The 18,107-nt window shown below is 39.1% G+C and carries 13 protein-coding genes; 10 read left to right on the forward strand and 3 right to left on the reverse strand.

Annotated elements, in window-relative coordinates:
• Window position 1: 1 nt before the first annotated feature.
• From JWR23_RS00420 to JWR23_RS00450, 7 genes are all read left to right on the forward strand, one after another.
• A complete protein-coding gene (locus tag JWR23_RS00420; protein WP_299511539.1) occupies window positions 2–400 on the forward strand; it encodes an SxtJ family membrane protein in 399 nt (132 codons plus the stop codon).
• Window positions 401–415: 15 nt separating this feature from the next.
• On the forward strand, window positions 416–568 hold the full coding sequence (locus JWR23_RS00425) for a DUF5989 family protein (protein ID WP_299511543.1): 153 nt from the start codon (window positions 416–418) through the stop codon (window positions 566–568).
• Between the two features lie 7 nt (window positions 569–575).
• A complete protein-coding gene (locus tag JWR23_RS00430) occupies window positions 576–2,435 on the forward strand; it encodes a carbamoyltransferase (RefSeq protein WP_299511547.1) in 1,860 nt (619 codons plus the stop codon).
• A gap of 395 nt (window positions 2,436–2,830) precedes the next feature.
• Window positions 2,831–3,421, forward strand: a complete 591-nt coding sequence (locus JWR23_RS00435; protein WP_299511549.1) for a sigma-70 family RNA polymerase sigma factor — start codon at window positions 2,831–2,833, stop codon at window positions 3,419–3,421.
• An 86-nt stretch (window positions 3,422–3,507) separates the two neighbouring features.
• On the forward strand, window positions 3,508–4,704 hold the full coding sequence (locus JWR23_RS00440; RefSeq protein WP_299511551.1) for a FecR family protein: 1,197 nt from the start codon (window positions 3,508–3,510) through the stop codon (window positions 4,702–4,704).
• Between the two features lie 353 nt (window positions 4,705–5,057).
• Entirely contained in the window at window positions 5,058–8,309 is a 3,252-nt protein-coding gene (locus tag JWR23_RS00445; RefSeq protein WP_299511554.1) for a TonB-dependent receptor, read from the forward strand.
• Window positions 8,310–8,346: 37 nt separating this feature from the next.
• Window positions 8,347–9,873 (forward strand): RagB/SusD family nutrient uptake outer membrane protein, encoded by a 1,527-nt coding sequence (locus JWR23_RS00450; RefSeq protein WP_299511557.1) that lies wholly within the window; start codon window positions 8,347–8,349, stop codon window positions 9,871–9,873.
• 139 nt (window positions 9,874–10,012) lie between these two features.
• Here JWR23_RS00450 and JWR23_RS00455 read toward each other — a convergent pair whose 3' ends face one another.
• Window positions 10,013–12,190 carry a TonB-dependent receptor plug domain-containing protein gene (locus JWR23_RS00455; protein WP_299511562.1) on the reverse strand — a complete coding sequence of 726 codons (2,178 nt, stop codon included), beginning with the start codon at window positions 12,188–12,190 and terminating at the stop codon, window positions 10,013–10,015.
• Between the two features lie 67 nt (window positions 12,191–12,257).
• Window positions 12,258–12,644: a hypothetical protein gene (locus JWR23_RS00460; protein WP_299511568.1), complete on the reverse strand. Its 387-nt coding sequence runs from the start codon at window positions 12,642–12,644 to the stop codon at window positions 12,258–12,260.
• Window positions 12,645–12,883: 239 nt separating this feature from the next.
• On the opposite strand from JWR23_RS00460, the gene JWR23_RS00465 reads away from it, so the two are divergent.
• Window positions 12,884–15,409, forward strand: a complete 2,526-nt coding sequence (locus JWR23_RS00465; RefSeq protein WP_299511573.1) for a DUF5686 family protein — start codon at window positions 12,884–12,886, stop codon at window positions 15,407–15,409.
• Between the two features lie 15 nt (window positions 15,410–15,424).
• Here JWR23_RS00465 and JWR23_RS00470 read toward each other — a convergent pair whose 3' ends face one another.
• Window positions 15,425–15,757 carry a helix-turn-helix domain-containing protein gene (locus tag JWR23_RS00470; RefSeq protein ID WP_299511578.1) on the reverse strand — a complete coding sequence of 111 codons (333 nt, stop codon included), beginning with the start codon at window positions 15,755–15,757 and terminating at the stop codon, window positions 15,425–15,427.
• A gap of 208 nt (window positions 15,758–15,965) precedes the next feature.
• Here JWR23_RS00470 and JWR23_RS00475 point away from each other — a divergent pair, with 208 nt between their 5' ends.
• Window positions 15,966–16,961 (forward strand): aldo/keto reductase, encoded by a 996-nt coding sequence (locus JWR23_RS00475; RefSeq protein WP_299511582.1) that lies wholly within the window; start codon window positions 15,966–15,968, stop codon window positions 16,959–16,961.
• A gap of 204 nt (window positions 16,962–17,165) precedes the next feature.
• Window positions 17,166–18,107: histidine kinase dimerization/phospho-acceptor domain-containing protein (locus JWR23_RS00480; RefSeq protein ID WP_299511585.1), on the forward strand; the 942-nt coding region annotated here is incomplete at its 3' end.

Raw genomic sequence — 18,107 nt, forward strand, 5'->3', positions numbered from 1 at the left:
TATGGACACACAAAAAAGTATATTAGCTAAAATCACTAAACTGCAAACGGTTGAGTTTAGCCAGGTGCTGGTAGTAGTGCTTATTGGTTTGGCTTTATATTATAAAAACCATGACCTGGTTATCGCTACGTTGGCAGTAGCCTTGATCAGCCTGGTTATACCAAAACTATTTTACCCGTTAGCGGTTGGTTGGTTTAGCTTATCTAAAGTTTTAAGTGCCGTAAGCTCAAAAATATTAATGGGAATTGTATTTATTTTAATAGTTATCCCGGTTGGGTTTTTCAGAAAGCTAACCGGTGTAGATAATTTAAAATTACGCCAGTTTAAAAAAAGCAGGCAGTCTGTGATGATTAACCGCGATCATTTATATAAAGACGCTGATTTTTTAAATACTTTTTAAACAAATATTCTTGATATGATTGAATTTTTAAAAGAACTATTTCAATTTCTAAAAACCCGGAAGAAATTTTGGTTGCTTCCGTTAATATCAATTCTATTAATATTGGCAATAGTGATTATGTTAACCAGTGCATCGGCTTTGGCGCCGTTTATTTATACCTTATTTTAATTCATCGTTGGCAATAGTAATATTAGGCATATCGGCTTTTTATCATGATAGCGCGGCAGTTATTTTAATAGATGGCGATATAATAGCCGCCGCGCAGGAAGAGCGTTTTTCAAGAATAAAACATGATCCGGCATTTCCATGCCAGGCTATAAAGTATGTATTGGAAGAGTCGGGGGTAAGCTATGATAACCTTACTGCTATAGCATTTTATGATAAGCCGTTATTAAAGTTTGAACGCTTGTTAGAAACATACCACGCCTTTGTCCCTAAAGGATTAACCAGCTTTGTTACCGCTATACCCGTTTGGATAAAGGAAAAACTCTTCATGAAAAAAATGTTGCGTAAAGAGTTAGAGCAATTTGGCAGTAAAAAAATTCAACTCTTATTTCCCGAACATCATTTATCGCATGCTGCCAGTGCATTTTATCCCTCTCCTTTTAATGAGGCGGCTATTTTGACTATTGACGGTGTTGGCGAATGGGCAACTACAACTATTTGCCATGGAAAAGATAATGCGGTTAAGATTCTTAAAGAATTGCAATTTCCTCATTCAATAGGTTTGCTGTATTCTTCATTTACCTATTACCTGGGTTTTAAGGTAAATAGCGGCGAGTATAAATTGATGGGACTTGCTGCCTACGGTAATCCTGATTCGGCCCAAACCATAGAGTTTAAAAAAAAAATTCTGGATAAGGTTGTAGATGTACGCGAAGACGGATCAATTCTGCTCAATATGAGCTATTTTAATTATGCTACCGGGTTAAGAATGACCAATGATAGTTTATGGGAAGTGCTGTTTGGGCTTGCACGAAGAAAATCAGAATCAGACATCTCTCAAATACATATGAATATGGCGTTGGCCATACAGCAGGTAACCGAGGATATAGTTATCGCGTTAGCAAAAACCGCGCAAAAGATCACTAATAGCAAAAACCTGGTAATGGCAGGCGGTGTAGCGTTAAATTGTGTTGCCAACAGCAAAATAGCCAATGCCGGTTTGTTCAATAACGTTTGGATACAACCTGCAGCAGGCGACGCCGGCGGAGCGCTGGGTGCGGCTTATGCAGTGCACCATATTTTTTATGACCAGCCAAAGAAAACATCCCCGGCGCCGGATTTAATGAAGGGAGCATACCTGGGCCCTGAATACAACGATAAAGATGTAAAAAGGCTCATTAATAATTATACTGCCGATAGCCGGTATTATAATAATTTTGATGAGTTGAGTGCCGATATAAGTAAAAGATTAGCTGATGGGAAGGTGATAGGATGGTTTCAGGGAAGAATGGAATTTGGGCCGCGCGCGTTGGGTAACAGAAGTATTTTAGGAGATGCCCGGAACCCTGAAATGCAAAAGATAATAAACTCTAAAATTAAGTATCGTGAAGGCTTCAGGCCTTTTGCGCCCAGTGTTTTGGCAGAGGATATGGAGAAGTATTTTGATCTTAAATTCCCCTCGCCCTATATGTTATTTGTTGGCCACCTTAAAGAAGCATTAAGAAAACCAGAACCGGACAATTATAGTGGCCTTGAGCTTTATGACAGGCTTTATAGCCCGCGGTCAGCGTTTCAATCTATTACTCATGTAGACTACTCGGCAAGGATACAAACTGTGAGCAGGGAAACAAGCCCTAAATTTTGGCAGCTTATTAATGATTTTAAAAAACAAACAGGGGTAGGGATATTAATAAATACCTCATTTAATGTGCGTGGCGAACCCATTGTATGTACCCCCGGGGATGCTTACCGGGGCTTTATGCAAACAGAAATGGACTATTTGGTAATAGGCAATTATTTATTTGATAAAAAACTGCAAAAGCCGTTAGTTACCAAACACAAAAAAACAAATACTTATGCGTTAGATTAAAGTTATATAGCCATCTTGTAGCAGCGGCCGTGTACCCGCTCGGATAATTATTTTAATACATATATTATAAAATAATATCTTTTACACTTAAAAAATATATATTAAATAATAAATTTTTACTGATATTAGCATTAAATTATAACCACCTAAATACCTAAGTATATTATTATTTATTTGCAGTAGCGAAGTGTGCCAGTCAAACCTGAGTATTAAGATAGGTTGGTATGCATATATTTGGCCAGATCCAATAAGAAGGGTAAGGCAGTTATTATCCGATATCCGATCGAAAAAAAATTACATAAATTGATGTTTGAAGTGGCTATAATTTAATTTATCGTTGAATAAAATTTTACAAAAAGAATAACGTTAGTTCAATTAATATTTACCCTGTTTCAATGCACAACAAGACCTTTCTGGACGAAAAGGACATGCTTTTGAGTGTGGCGAATGGCAATGAAGAAGCCTTTGAACAGCTTTTTTCTTTGTACCATCATCAATTGGGTGTATATATATACCATTTAACAGATTCGATGGAACTGGCGGAGGAAGTGATTCAGGATGTTTTTCTTAAAGTATGGTTAAGCAGGGAAGAATTAGCCGCGATAAGGAATTTTAAAGGATATTTATTTGTTATCTCCAAAAATCATGCGCTAAACTGTTTAAGAAAAGTAGCCAGGGAACGGTTACATTATGAGCAATGGGATGATAGTGTAATAGATATGGCAGCACTTTCAGAAAATGAACGTCAAACAAAATATTATGATCTGCTTGATGAAGCTATTGATAATTTGCCTGCCCAGCAAAAAAAAGTATACTTGCTAAGCCGTCACCAACGGCTTAAATATTCAGAAATATCAGAAAACCTTGATCTGTCTAAAGAAACGGTTAAAAAATATTTAAAGATCGCCGTTACCTCAATTAAAAACCACATACAGACAAATATTGATGCGTCAATTCTATTTATTGTGATTTTATTGAATTTATAAAAAAAATAAAAATCAATACCCCCTTTTTTTATTGTATTTGTGTCATGTTATATATAGATGCCTAAATTCTATAGTAACCTTTTATAATGAACCAATCTGAGGAAAGGTTTGTGTATTTGTTTAATAGCTATTTTAAAAAAACAGCTACGCAACAAGAAACAAACGAATTATTTAAATTGATTACATCGTCTGCTAATGATGAACATTTAACTATGCTTATGAAAAAGTCATGGGATGAAATACAATTTACGGTACCACTGTTTTCGGCAAACAAGAGTTATGAAATGCTTAACCATATTTTACATAATGGTAAACAGCAATTAGAAGCTATCCCTTCTCAAACACGAATTTTTTATTGGAAAAAATACACAGCTGCAGCCGCTATAGTTCTTGTGGGAAGCTTTTGCTTGTATTTCAGTTTAAAACAAAAGAGCTTAAAACAGCAGCTTATTGCTCAAAAACCAACTAAAGTGTTGCATGATGCTTTACCCGGAACCAACAAAGCTGTGTTAACACTTGCTGATGGTTCAACAGTTGCATTAGATAGCGCTCATATAGGCATTTTATCAAAACAAGGTAAAAGTATAGTTAACAACACGTCAACCGGCAAGCTTATTTATACTGTCGGGGATAGCGGTGAGGAGGCTATGCCGCAAATTAATACATTAGCAACCCCAAGAGGGGGCCAATATCAGATAATATTGCCTGATGGTAGTAAGGTATGGCTTAATGCAACCTCATCTATAAAATACCCAACGTTTTTTAAAGGGAAAGACAGACAGGTTGAAATTACCGGAGAAGTTTATTTTGAAGTTGCAAAAAATCCGGCAATGCCTTTTATAGTAAAAACAAGAAATACAGAAATTGAAGTATTAGGTACTCATTTTAATGTTATGGCCTATGATGATGAAAATACTACCAAAACAACACTTCAAGAGGGGGCTGTGAAAATACGAAGCGGGAATTGGAGCGGAGTTTTAAAACCCGGCCAACAGGCTATACAAAGTAAACAAAACGGAAATACTATTAAAGAGGTTGATGTAGATCAGGAACTGGCATGGAAAAATGGCTTGTTTCAATTTACTGATGACGACATACAATCAATAATGCGCAAGGTATGCCGCTGGTATGATTTAAACGTAATATATGAAGGGAAAATTCCGGTTAAGCAATACTCAGGCAGGATTTCGCGAAGTGTTAAAGTGTCAGAGTTATTAAATATGCTAAAATACACAGGTGTTAATTCCGAAATAAAAGAAAAGAATATTTACTTAATAAATTAAAAAAAGTTCAATGATGGGAATTGACCTTTTTAAATAATTCGAATAAAACAACAACAACTTATACATAAACCCAATTTACTAACCTAACAAATAAAAAGATGAGAGAAAGTATACGAACCCACCAATAAAATGCGGGTTGGCTATCTTTATATAGTATAAAGAAAAAAAAACCGGGAAGCATTGCAGTGCTTTCCCGGCAAATATTTGGGCCAATCAATAGAGTTAGAGATTTAACAGTTTAACGTTTACCCAAACTTTACTAAAGTATGAAATTAAATTTAAAGGCAACACCCTTAAGTTGCCATCGCTTATCCAAATTTTTATTGGCAATGAAACTAGCAGCTATTTTAATAATGGCAACCCTCGTTCAAGTGAGTGCCAAAGGTTATACTCAAAATATAACCCTTCATGAAAAAAACATTTCTATTACTAAAATATTAGTATTAATAGAAAAGCAAAGCGGCTATCATTTTCTGTATGACAAACTTGATTTGCCTAAAAATGAAAAAGTATCTATAGCTGTAACTAATGCTACTATAGAAGATGTTCTTAACTTATGCATTAAAGATCAGCCAATTACCTACAAGATCATGCAGCAAACCATCGTTCTTAAAAAGAGCGAGAAGGTTGCTAATCCGGTAAGTAATGTAATTTTAAAAGTTACCGGCAAGATAATTGATGAACATGGCGACCCATTGCCCGGTGCAACAATTTCTGTTAAAAATACCAACATAGCTACCGCAGCAGACATTAACGGTGTATTTACATTAAATGTACCCGACGCGTCAAGCATACTGGTGGTTTCATTTGTAGGTTATTTACCAAAAGAAGTAGCCATTACAGAAGGCGATATGACCATACAATTAACTCCGGCACCTAAAAGCCTGAATGAAGTAATTGTAGTAGGTTATGGTAGCCAATTAAGGCGGGAAGTAACCGGCGCAGAAAGCTCTATTTCATCCAGCGAAATCGCTAAACGCCCCATTACACAGTTAACTCAGGCATTACAGGGCGAAGCAGCCGGTGTTGCCGTGGTTAGCGCTAACGGGCAGCCAGGTCAGGGCCCCAGGGTTAAAATCAGGGGTGCTAACTCTATCACCGGTAACAATGAGCCTTTATATGTAACTGATGGAAATATTGGTGCAGGTCCGGATGATCCGAATGATATTGAATCAATAGAAATTTTGAAGGATGCGGCATCAACAGCTATTTATGGGTCAAGAGGATCAAATGGTGTTGTATTGATAACTACCAAATCAGGTCATTCCGGTCAAACGCGTATTAATTTCAATACCTGGGTTCAGCATGACCAGATGCCTAAAACATTGGACCTGATGGGTGCTTATGATTTTGCACGTTCTGTTAATAACCAGTTTATTGCTACCGGTAGTACCGCGGCTTTTAGCCAGGCGCAGCTTGATGCTTTTAAAACAAATGGCGGTACAGACTGGCAAAATGCGCTTTTTACAAAGCCATGGGTACAGTATTATGGTGTGGATGTATCAGGCGGAACAGATGCTACAAAATACCGCGTATCATTTAGCCACCTTAATCAACCGGGTACAATACTAAATTCATTTTACAAAAGATCAACGCTCAGGGTAAATCTTGATGCCAAGTTAAACGATAAGATGGATATTAAATTCATTTTGGGCGCGTCAATTCCGCAAAGCCATAATAACAGTTATGGTGGTGGTTTAGGCGATCCGTTTAACCAGGCAGTTGAGTGGGATCCTACATCACCTATACGCGACCCTGTTACAGGCGCATACATTAACCACTCTGCCTACGCTTCTATTCAGTTTAACCCGGTAGAGCAGGCAGCCAGCCAGGCGGCAGACGGTACCGGTGGTAACTTTAATGGAAACGTTACTTTTAACTATCGCATCATAAAAGATCTGACTTTTACATCAACAGATGTTTATTCATTAGGACAAAATTATCAACAAAACTTTTTTGGACCGGGAACAAGCAACTTTGATTCAAAATCAGATTATATATCAAATCTTACCACCAGGACAACCAGCTATTTAAGCAGTAATTTCCTGACATACAAACATAGATTTGGTGATCATCAAATAACCGGTACAGCTTTGTATGAGATATCATCAGCTACCAGTACAAATTTTGGTGCTACTTCAAAAGGCTTGTCAACTTACGCGTTAGGTTACTATAACCTTGCATTAGGTTCAACCCAGCAAAACAATTCGGGCTATATTAAAGATGCGTTAGTATCTTACCTGGCACGTATTAACTACTCTTACAAAGATAAGTATTTCTTAACGGCAGCTATCCGTACAGACGGTTCCTCGCACTTAACTCAAAAATACAGTTCATTCCCGTCAGTAGGTTTAGCCTGGAACGCAAGCAATGAAGATTTCTTAAGAGATTCTAAAGTGATATCTGATTTTAAAGTCCGTTTATCTTACGGTCAAACCGGTAACCAAAACGTTGGCGCCTATTCAACCATCGCGACTATCAACACCGGAGGCGGGCAAAGTAATTACTACTATGGCGGCGGCAGCGCTGCAGGTGCGGGTACACCAAGCGTAGCTACTCCGCTTGGAACCGGCGTATCAAAAACACTTAAATGGGAAACCAAAACAGCCTATGATTTGGGTGTTGACATTGCTTTCTTACAAGGCCGTTTAAGATTTACACTTGATGCTTATAAAAACAACATAAAAAACCTGCTGTACCAACAACCGGCACCTAATTATGATAATGGCGGTTCATACCAGGCTAACATAGGCAGCATTACCAATAATGGTATTGAGTTCTCTCTTGGTGGCAGCCCTGTGGCTACTTCAAGTTTTAAATGGAATACCAATGTTAACCTGTCAATTAACCGTAACAAGGTTACAGACCTTGGCGGCCTTGACAATGTAATAACCGGGGCCGGTAACAATACTGTTAACGCTATATTAAAAGTAGGCCAGCCATTGGGCGAGTTTTATGGCTATAGATTTTTAGGCACCTGGAAAACCAGCGAAGCGGCACAGGCAGCTTTGTATGGTATGAAACCGGGCGACGCAAAATATGAAGATATAAATGGTGATCACGCCTATACATCGGCAGATTACCAGTTATTAGGTAACGCTACGCCACAATTTACATACGGTTGGAGCAATGATATAGCTTACAAAAACTTCACCTTAAGCTTCCTGTTCCAGGGTCAACAGGGAAGCCATGTATTTTCGCAAACCCTTGCTTATTTATGGGGTGGCTTAGGCGATATGAAAAATGCTACAACTATAGAAGCTGTACCGGAGAATTTATGGACACCAGGTAATCAAACAAATAACCCGGCATGGAGCAGCTCCAGCCACAACTATAACAATAGCAGCCGTTATGTATATAATTCAAGTTTTGTAAAATTAAGAAACTTGTCACTTGCCTATGATGTGCCTGTCGCGTTATTAAAAAAGGCGAGCATCAGGAGTTTACAATTATATGTAAGCGGACAAAACTTACTTACAATTACACCTTACAAAGGATATGATCCTGAAATTGATAATGGCGGTAATGCTATTGTACAAGGGCAGGAATTTGGGGTTATTCCAAATCCTAAAACCTACACATTGGGTGTAAGACTTGGCTTGTAACTGTAAATTAAATTTAAATTCTTTAAAATATATAAAGATGAAAACAAAATATTCAATATTATTAGCATTATTTTTGGGGGTGATGTTAGCCGGATGTGTGAAACTTAAAGAAGATCCGAAGGCCACTTTAACACCACAATCGTATTTTAAAACACAAAGCGACCTTGACGCGTCTGTAAGTGCTATGTATGTGGCCCTTGCCCGGGATGGCGCCTGGGGGTTTACCAGTAAAGAAACCTCTTATTTTGGCTCAGATGATTATACTACTGATCCGGGTTTAAATAAACAGGATCAGCGTGATTTTGACAGGTTATCAGGTGGCAGTACAAATTCAAGCTTAACAGCCGAATGGAACGGCCCTTGGCAAGCTATTTACCAGGCCGATAATGTGATTGCTAATTATCAAAAAGTTAATTCAACCGATGCTTTAAAAAACGCGGCAGTGGGCCAGTGTTATTTTATAAGAGGCTTATGTTACTATTATTTGGTAAGAACATTTGGAGCATTGCCCCTGGTATTGACCAATTTAGATTTAAGTGTAAGGCCGCCAAGAGTTGGTGTAGATCAAATATATGCTTCTATCATCAGTGATTTAAAAACGGCCAAAAGTCTTTTAGGCACAACTCCATCATCAGGTAAGCCAACCACCTATTCGGCAAGTGCGTGCCTGGCTGATGTGTATTTAACTATGGCAGGCTGGCCGTTAAATCAGCCCGCTAATTATGCTTTGGCAGCAACTGAAGCTAATTTAGTAATTCAAGCGGGCACGTATAACTTAAGCACACCTTATGATAAAGTTTTCACAACTAACAACTCTCCCGAATCTATATTTTCACTGGAGTATAGTGTAGCCGGTGGTTTACCTAATCGTCGTTTTGGGTCCAGCAATGTCCCGCTTGACGAAGTAGCGGTTGACGGATCAAGCGGTTGGGATGACGTTTATCCGGAGATCAACTTCTTTAATAATGCCCCGGTATGTACAAGAACAGATCTTACTTTCTATACTGTACTTAAGTTAAGGAACCCAGATAAAACAACATTTACATTAACCCCGTGGAATTCTCCAACAACACATGCACAACACCCATACTATAAAAAGTTTAGGGCGGGCCTTAATGGCGATGGGGTTAATGAAACTGCTACCCAACTTCTTTCTATACAACCAAGTACTAATAAGGCTTTGGATATTATTCGTTATCCGCAGGTTCTTTTAGACTATGCAGAAGCGGCAGATATGGCCGAAGGCGGCCCGTCAGGTGCAGCTTACAATGCTATCAATGCGGTTAGAGCACGTGCAGGCGAACTACCGTTAACCCCTGGTTTAAGCCAAACAGCTTTCAGAGACGCAGTAGTGTATGAGCGTGCTTATGAATTTGCCGGTGAATTTGGTATGCGTTGGTTTGATATTGTACGTTTGCAGTTGTTGCCGCAAGTAATTGCTGCCCGTAACGCTGTAGAAAACTCTATCCCGGCAGGCACAAATATCGCGCAGAAATATTTGGCTCCTATTCCATTCTCAGAAATGGCTATTAATACACAATGGACTCAAAACCCGGGATATTAAATAATTGCTGATTATTAGCCATCTAATAAAAATCGGCTTAATAATAATATTTACAATTCTGAACGATCAATTTAATAGTGGCAGGTGCTTAGCGCCTGCCACTATTTTTTTATAGCAAATTTTCCTACTTAAAAGTGATTCAATTTAATAATTTGATCCTGATACCTGCATTAACAATTATGCCATCCAGAGGTGCATAAATATCCCCGAAATTAGGGTTTGTGATGCTGCCAGTATAAATACTGCCCCACTTGGTTTGCCGCTGGTCGGTCAAGTTTTCAGCGTTAATAAAAATGTCCAGGTGCTTCCACATTTTTTGCACCAATAAACCAAAGGTTATATAATCCCTTCCGGTGGTGCCATCACTTAATAATTGTGAGCCGGTATAAAAACTTTCAGCTCCAAAGCGAAAACTACCCTCTATTTCGTAAGTCGCATCAAAGCTCAGCTGGTTTTTTGGCGTTAATGGTTGCGTGTTTGTTAACCCGTTAAAGTGCTGTTTGGTATTGGTGTAAGTATATCCCAGGTAAAACACTAACTCATCCATAACCAGTTTGATATTGGTTTCCGTTCCCTGCGTGGTCAGGTGGCCCGGCGCATTGATAAAAGTATTATTTTGCAGGATCAATGGCCTGTCCACTTTGGTGTAAAAGAAAAGCTGGTTAACGCTGATAAAGGCCTCACTGCCTAATGCGTGTCGGTAATTCAGGTCGCCATTTAACCCATAAGACTGTTCCGCCTGGGTATTGCCGGTATTTAATGGTTTAATATTTTGATAACCATCCTGCTCACTCTGGTCATTAAACAAGGTTGGCATCTTGTAACCAAACCCGCCACCTATACGGCTGGTTAAATGGCTGGTAAGTTTAAACAAAGCATTTACCCTTGGTAAAATAAATAGCCCATTAGCTGGTTTATTTGGTGGTGGGGTATTGTCATCCAGCCGCAGGCCGCTTTCTAATGAAAACCAATTATTGGCCTTATAGGTGTTCTGTACAAAAGCGCCTAAAGTAGTCAGGTTATAGTTCAAACTGCTTTGCGGCGGAGTAGCCGTAAAGTTATCTGTAATTAAATTGGCACCTGCTACCCATGAAGCTTTTTCACCATTGCGCACATAATTCAATTCGCTAAAAGAAGAAAGCTGTTTGCCTTTAAAATTAAACCCGGCTTCGCTTAACTGGCGGTCAAAATAGCCGATGGTATTTTTAAAGTTGACCCGGCTTTCCTCATCTATTTTATGAGTAAAGGATAATTGGGTGGAAAAGCGGAACGTTTTATTGCGTTCAAAATACTGATGGACGTTGTCGGCTTTACCATCTATCACCTGCATATCGCCCCCTAAACGGTTTTCATAAGTAGTGTTAACACCAAACCAACCGGAATTATCCTCATCCATATAAAGATATATCTTAGGATTGATAGTAAAACGCTTGATTTGTGGTATCGCGCTTAACCCAGTATTAGACGGATCATATGCGCCATTATAGTTATATGACCCAAATATGGTAGTGCCGATATGCTGCCATTTCCGACTATAATAACCACTGGCATCGACCCCATTTGCAGAAGTGCCGTTTAATAAAAAGGTAAGTTCAGGCGTTTTCTCTGGTATTTTACTGATAAGGTTAACTAAACCAGCGATGGCACCCCCGCCATATAAAGTTGAAGCCGAACCTTTGATAAACTCTACCTGTTTTAAATCCAGGGGGCTTACCTGCAATAAACTTAAATTGCCCGAAAAGCCGGAATACAGCGGCATTCCATCCTGCAATAATTGAGTATAACGGCTGTCCAATCCCTGGATACGAAAACTGGAACTCCCGCTTACCACTGAGGTTTGCTGTACATGGATGCCCGTTGTTTCGCCTAACAGCATCTTAATATCGCCGGGCCGCATCGTGCTTTTTTCGTCCAGTTCTTCTAAGGATAACGCTTCAATGCGTGTTGGGATATCGCGCAGGCTTTGGTTGGTACGGGTGGTTTGTACAGTAACTTCCGCTAATTCTCCTGTCGAGGGTTCAAGGACAATTTCGATTGTTTGATCCGGATTTTTTTGTGGAAAGCTGTAAACCTTTTCACTTTTACTAAAACCTACATAAGTAACATCAATTTCAAATTTCCCGTTAGGTATATTGGGGATGACAATTAAGCCACTGGTGTCGGCGCTTATGGCTATTTTTAAGTTTGGTATGGTGGCCGTGGCTCCTTTAAGAATAGCTTTTGTTTGATCGCTGGTCACCTTTGCTCTGAAGGTATTTTGCGCTATTATCCAGTGGGATAGTAGCATACAAAGTATAAGCATGAAAATTCTTTTCATATAATATAAATATAATAGGATAAAGTGTGATAAATAAATTGAATGATAAACTGTAGAAAACAAGAAATCAGGCGAGCGGGGGCCTGAACAATTTATTTTTAAAGTCGGAAGTATTTACCGCTATACAAATTTGGGTATGGGCAATAATATCCGGGCATATTGTTGGCATACACAAATGAACTGAGGATAGCACAACAAAAAAAGGCACCGGCTGGTGCTGGAACTGAACATTGTTGCCGGCACTTTGCGGTTTATCATTAGCATTATGACCGAAGATTTCCTTACCATGCAGCAGATAATCGCCTATAAAATCAAATACGCTTAATTCATCGGATGTGGTGATTTTTGAATAATTACGGTACATTTCCGGCAAATCGCGCGTGAGGGAAAAATCACCCAATGGGAAAACAACGCTTCCTATCAATAGGAGGCAGGCCATTCCAAAAGTGATCATTCGCTTAACCATTATTGGCAAAGATAGAAAAAGTGTAGTAAGTGTTATATAGTGGTACCTATAGCCTAAATAATTTATTTGTTAGAATTGACTGTGTTTATCAAACTCTTATTGTTTTATTAGGTTATAAATCAGCAGAAAGTAAATGTCACTGAAACAGAATGTTATCTGTTTAAAATATCATCAGTTTTTTACCGGGGGCTAAGTACTTAATATATAGGTTAATCGTTTAATAGACTATGCTCAAATTGCTGTTCAGTATTTTATTTCTCTTACCCGTCATCGTCATTGCGCAGCAAAATATTACAGTCGTAAAGGGCCGTGTTATCGAGGGTGCCACAGCCCAGCCACTTTCTGATATCAGTATAAGTTTAAACGACAGCCATTACGGCACCCGTACAGACAAAAAAGGAAATTTTTATTTAAGTGCCGACGGTAACTTTAATAGTGTTACGTTTTCTTATTTAGGCTACCAAACCATCACAAAGATAATTAAGCCGGGGCAAGTTAATGAATTGCTTATCAGTCTTTACAGCAGCCAAACTCAGTTAAAGGAAGTTTCAATAACATCGGGAAAAAATAAACGTTACCGGAATAAAGGAAATCCGGCAGTTGAATTAATTCGGCAGGTAATTGATCATAAGGAGCAAAATCGTATGGAAAGCGCCGATTACTTGCAGTATGACCAATATGAACGGCTCGGCTTATCTCTTTTTAACCTGCCGCCAATGCTTACCAACAGTCGCCTGTTTAGTAAATATAAATTCATGCTGGATACGGCGTCCATTATCGACGGGAAAATACAAACCTCGCTGCCCGGGTATTTTAGCGAAAAGCTTTCCCGGCATTTCTATCGCAAAAATCCCGAAAAATCCATACAGATACTGCAGGCAGAAAAGGGCATTAATATCGTCAAATTTGTGGATACGGTAGGGGTAGATATTTATCTTAACCGGCTTTACGGAAATACAATTGATATCTATGACAATAATATTTTTATTATCACTAACCAGTTTCTGAGCCCTATTGCTAACCACGCTCCTGATTTTTATAAATTTTTTATTACCGATACCGTTCAAACTGTTAATGGAAAATTGGTAGAACTTAGCTTTACGCCACGCAATAAAAGCGATCTTTTATTTGAAGGTAAGCTGCTTGTTACCATGGATGGCAATTATGCGGTTAAAGCGTGCGAGCTGAATGTGAACAAAGAGATCAATATTAATTTTATGCGTAGCCTAAAGATCCGGCTGGATTTTGAACCGTATCCCGGCGGGCGGTATGAGTTGGTTAAAAGTAACGTTCAGGCCAACTTTGGCTTACTAAGAAATAAGAGTATAGGGGTTTTTGGTGAACGCACAGTAATTTATTCTGACTTCAAATTCAACTCCCCGCTTCCTGAAGTTTTCTATAGGGGTAAAAGCCTGCAGACCGCGGCAGAGTACTTACAGGCCGATACTATTTATTGGAATCATCACCGGATGGATACGCTAACCCGGCAGCAGGCGGGAGCCTATGCCCGTATTAGCAGGCTGGAACAGATGCGATCCTTTAAAACAGCAACCTGGATAGCCGGTACCCTCACCAGTGATTTTGCAGAGATGGGGCCGGTACAGGCCGGCCCCATCGGTTCGCTTTTTTCCTATAATACGCAAGAAGGCGCGCGGTTTCAGTTAGGGGGCCGAACGACGCCCAAATTCAACCCATCTTTTTATTTGGATGGCTATGCCGGTTATGGCACTGCAGACAGGCAATTCAAATATGATCTGAGTACTTTTTTAGCTTTAAATAAAACCCCGCCTTACCGTTTTCCGAATGATTATTTAAAACTCAGTTATTTATATGATGTCGACATTCCGGGGCAAAGCTTCGCCATCAATAATTCGCAGGCCGCACTATCTTCTTTCCAAAGCGGAGTAACAGATTACTGGCTTTATGACCGGATATTCTCGATCTCTTATATCAAGGATTTTGAAAATCATTTTTCTTATAATTTATCTTTCAGGAACTGGAACCAACGCCCCGCCGGGACGCTGATGTTCCGGCTTAATGATCAGCCTCATACTATTGTACCTGACCTGACTACCAACCAAATAACCCTGGGTTTAAGATATGCGCCGCATGAGCAGATTATCCAGGGTTCGCGTGACCGAACTACTATATATAGCAAATATCCGATCCTTAACTTGCAGGTTACCCAAGGTTTTGCTTCCTATCACTACACCACTATTACAGCTACTCTTAACAAGCGCTTTTATCTTTCCCAGCTGGGCTTTGCCGACTTTACCCTACTGGGCAACCTGTTAACCGGCAAAGTTCCGTTTCCTTTACTTAATATAAGCCCGGCCAATCAATCTATAGCTTATGACCCCAACGCTTATAATAAGATGTATTACCTGGAATTTGTAAGCGACCATTATATGGGTATTAACTTTACCCAAAGCTTTAACGGCTTTTTCTTAAATAAGATTCCCTTGATCGAGCATCTTAAATGGCGCGAATATTTATCTTTTAAAGTTTTATATGGCGGCCTGCGTAATGAAAATAATCCTTTGTACACAACAAATCTCTATCAATTTCCGGCATCCGTTAATGGCGCGAACGGGACTTATGCTTTAGGTAATACCCCATATGTAGAGGCAGGCGCCGGCATAGGAAATATCTTTAAGCTCCTTCGTATCGACCTGATCAAAAGGTTCAACTACCTGGATCACCCGGGTATATCGCCCTATAGTATCAAGCTTAGCTTTAACTTTGATTTGTAATAGTTCTGCATGAGGCTAAATTTTGTTTAAAATGGAATAATTAGAAAATTCCATCTTGTTTTCGGCAAACTGGCAAAGGCCTTCTAATAAACTGCTTAGCTCTGTACCTTTATTTGTAAGGGTGTATTCTGTTCGTGGGGGATTACCAGGCATATAGCTCTTATGAATTAATTCGTGTTGTTCTAAATATTTTAACCTGTCAGCAAGGATATGATCGCTGATATGTTCTAAGTCCTCTTTTAAATTGGTAAATCTGTTGTTACCTTCTTCAATACTAAACAGCACTTCAGTCATCCATCGTTTACTTAACAAGTATATTAATTCGCTAAGTGCACACTTTTCTTCCAAAAAGGATTGATTATAAAAATTTGTGGAACTAAGTTTTCTCTCTGACATGGCTAACTTTTTAATGAGGGGCTAATTTTTTGGTAAGTTATTGATACAAAAGACCATTTGTCGTTCCTTTGTTTTCGTCACTACAAAATTTCAACGTATAATTTACAAAAGTATTTTATTGTGGCTAATTAAAAAAAATGTATTTAAAAATAACATTACTATGAAATACCGAAAAATAGGAAACACGGACTTACACCTTTCAGAAGTAACTTTTGGTGCATGGGCGGCCGGAGGCTGGATGTGGGGAGGTACAGAAAAAAAGGATGCTATTGATGCCATAAGGGATTCATTTTCGCTTGGGGTAACTTCTATTGATACTGCTCCTATTTATGGACAAGGAGCCAGCGAGGAAATTGTTGGAGAAGCGATAAAGGGCATCCCCCGCGACCAAATTCAGATTCTGACCAAATATGGTATGCGCTGGGATCTGAAAAAAGGCGATTTTGCCTTCAAAAGCAAAAAAAATAACGGTGTGGATATTGATATTTATAAATATGCCGGAAAAGAAAGCATCAAAAAAGAATGTGAAGATAGCTTAAAAAGGCTGGGAACAGATTATATAGACCTGTACCAGATACACTGGCCCGATTCAACTACCCCGATAGAAGAAAGTATGGAAGCTGTAGCGAAACTTATTGATGAAGGTAAGGTGCTTTACGCAGGAGTATGCAACTATGATGCGAGCCAAATGGAAGAAGCAGAAAAGTACTTAAACGTGGTTTCTGACCAGGTTCCTTACAGTATGGTTAAACGTTCAATTGAAACCGAGCTTATACCTTACTGCCTGCAGCATAAAAAATCAATTTTAGCATACAGCCCCCTGGAGCGAGGATTGTTGACAGGTAAAATACAAGCCGGGCATCAGTTTGCCGAAGGGGACCACCGGCAGTCTGTTTCATTTTTCAAGGATGAAAATATTAAAAGAACCAACGCTTTCCTTCAGGCTATTAAACCTATTGCTGATAGTCATCAATTGAGTTTAGGCCAGATTGTTCTGTTATGGACACTGGAGCAGCCTGGAATAACTATTGCGCTTGCCGGTGCAAGAAACAGTGAACAGGCTGTGCAAAATGCAAAAGCCATAGATAAGAAATTAACCATTGAAGAAATAAAAATCATTTCAGACAACCTGGATAAGCTGCAATTAGTTGCCTAAGGTAAATTAAAATACGGCACCCTTATAAGGTTTGGATTTTCATTTAAACTCTACAAGTATCGACCTATGGACCCAGTGTACTAATGTGTAGTATTCGTAAGGTTATCAGTATAATATGTTAGCTTTAGAAAATTCTAAAAAAAGGCAATCTCATTTGGTTGGTTATAACACCACTATTCCCTTTCATACTAATGCTATAAGAACATGGAAAAGAACGATTCAGATGAATTGATGATTGCTAATAAGCAACTTGCCTTTCAAAACCGCGAAAAGGAAAGCCGGGCGGCGGAACTGATCATTGCCAACAAAGAGCTGGCTTTTCAAAACGAAGAAAAAGAGAATAGGGCAGCAGAGCTAATTATTGCCAATAAAGAACTTGTTTTTCAAAAAGAAGAAAAAGAGAAACGGGCGGCAGAACTTATCATTGCGAATAAAGAGCTGGCTTTTCAAAACGAGGAAAAAGAGAACCGGGCAGCAGAGCTAATTATTGCCAATAAGGAACTTGTTTTTCAAAATGGAGAAAAAGAGAACCGGGCAGCAGAACTGATCATTGCGAATAAAGAACTGGCTTTTCAAAACGAAGAAAAAGAGAATAGGGCAGCAGAATTGATCATTGCGAATAAAGAGCTGGCTTTTCAAAACGAAGAAAAAGAGAACCGGGCGGCAGAATTGATCATTGCGAACAAAGAGTTGGCTTTTCAAAATGGAGAAAAAGAGAATAGGGCAGCAGAGTTGGTCATTGCTAATAAGGAGCTGGCTTTTCAAAACGAAGAAAAGGAAAAACGGGCGGAAGAATTGATCATTGCCAACAAGGAACTTAAGAACGCCGAAGACGATATCCGAAAACTAAATGATGAACTGGAACAAAAAGTAATCGATCGCACGGCCCAACTTGAGTCTGTAAATAAAGAACTAGGATCTTTTTCTTATTCAGTGTCCCACGATCTTCGTGCTCCCATCCGGGCTATCAATGCCTATACAAAAATCTTAGTGGAGGATTATGGAGAAAAATTCGATGCAGATGGAATGACCATTCTTCATTCCATTATCCATAATTCTAAAAAGATGGGTAATCTAATAGACGACCTGCTCGCATTTTCCAAATTAGGTAGAAAACAGGTGACTGTTTCGGAAATTGATATGACC

This window comes from Mucilaginibacter sp. (genome assembly GCF_028288205.1).
Lineage (GTDB): Bacteria > Bacteroidota > Bacteroidia > Sphingobacteriales > Sphingobacteriaceae > Mucilaginibacter.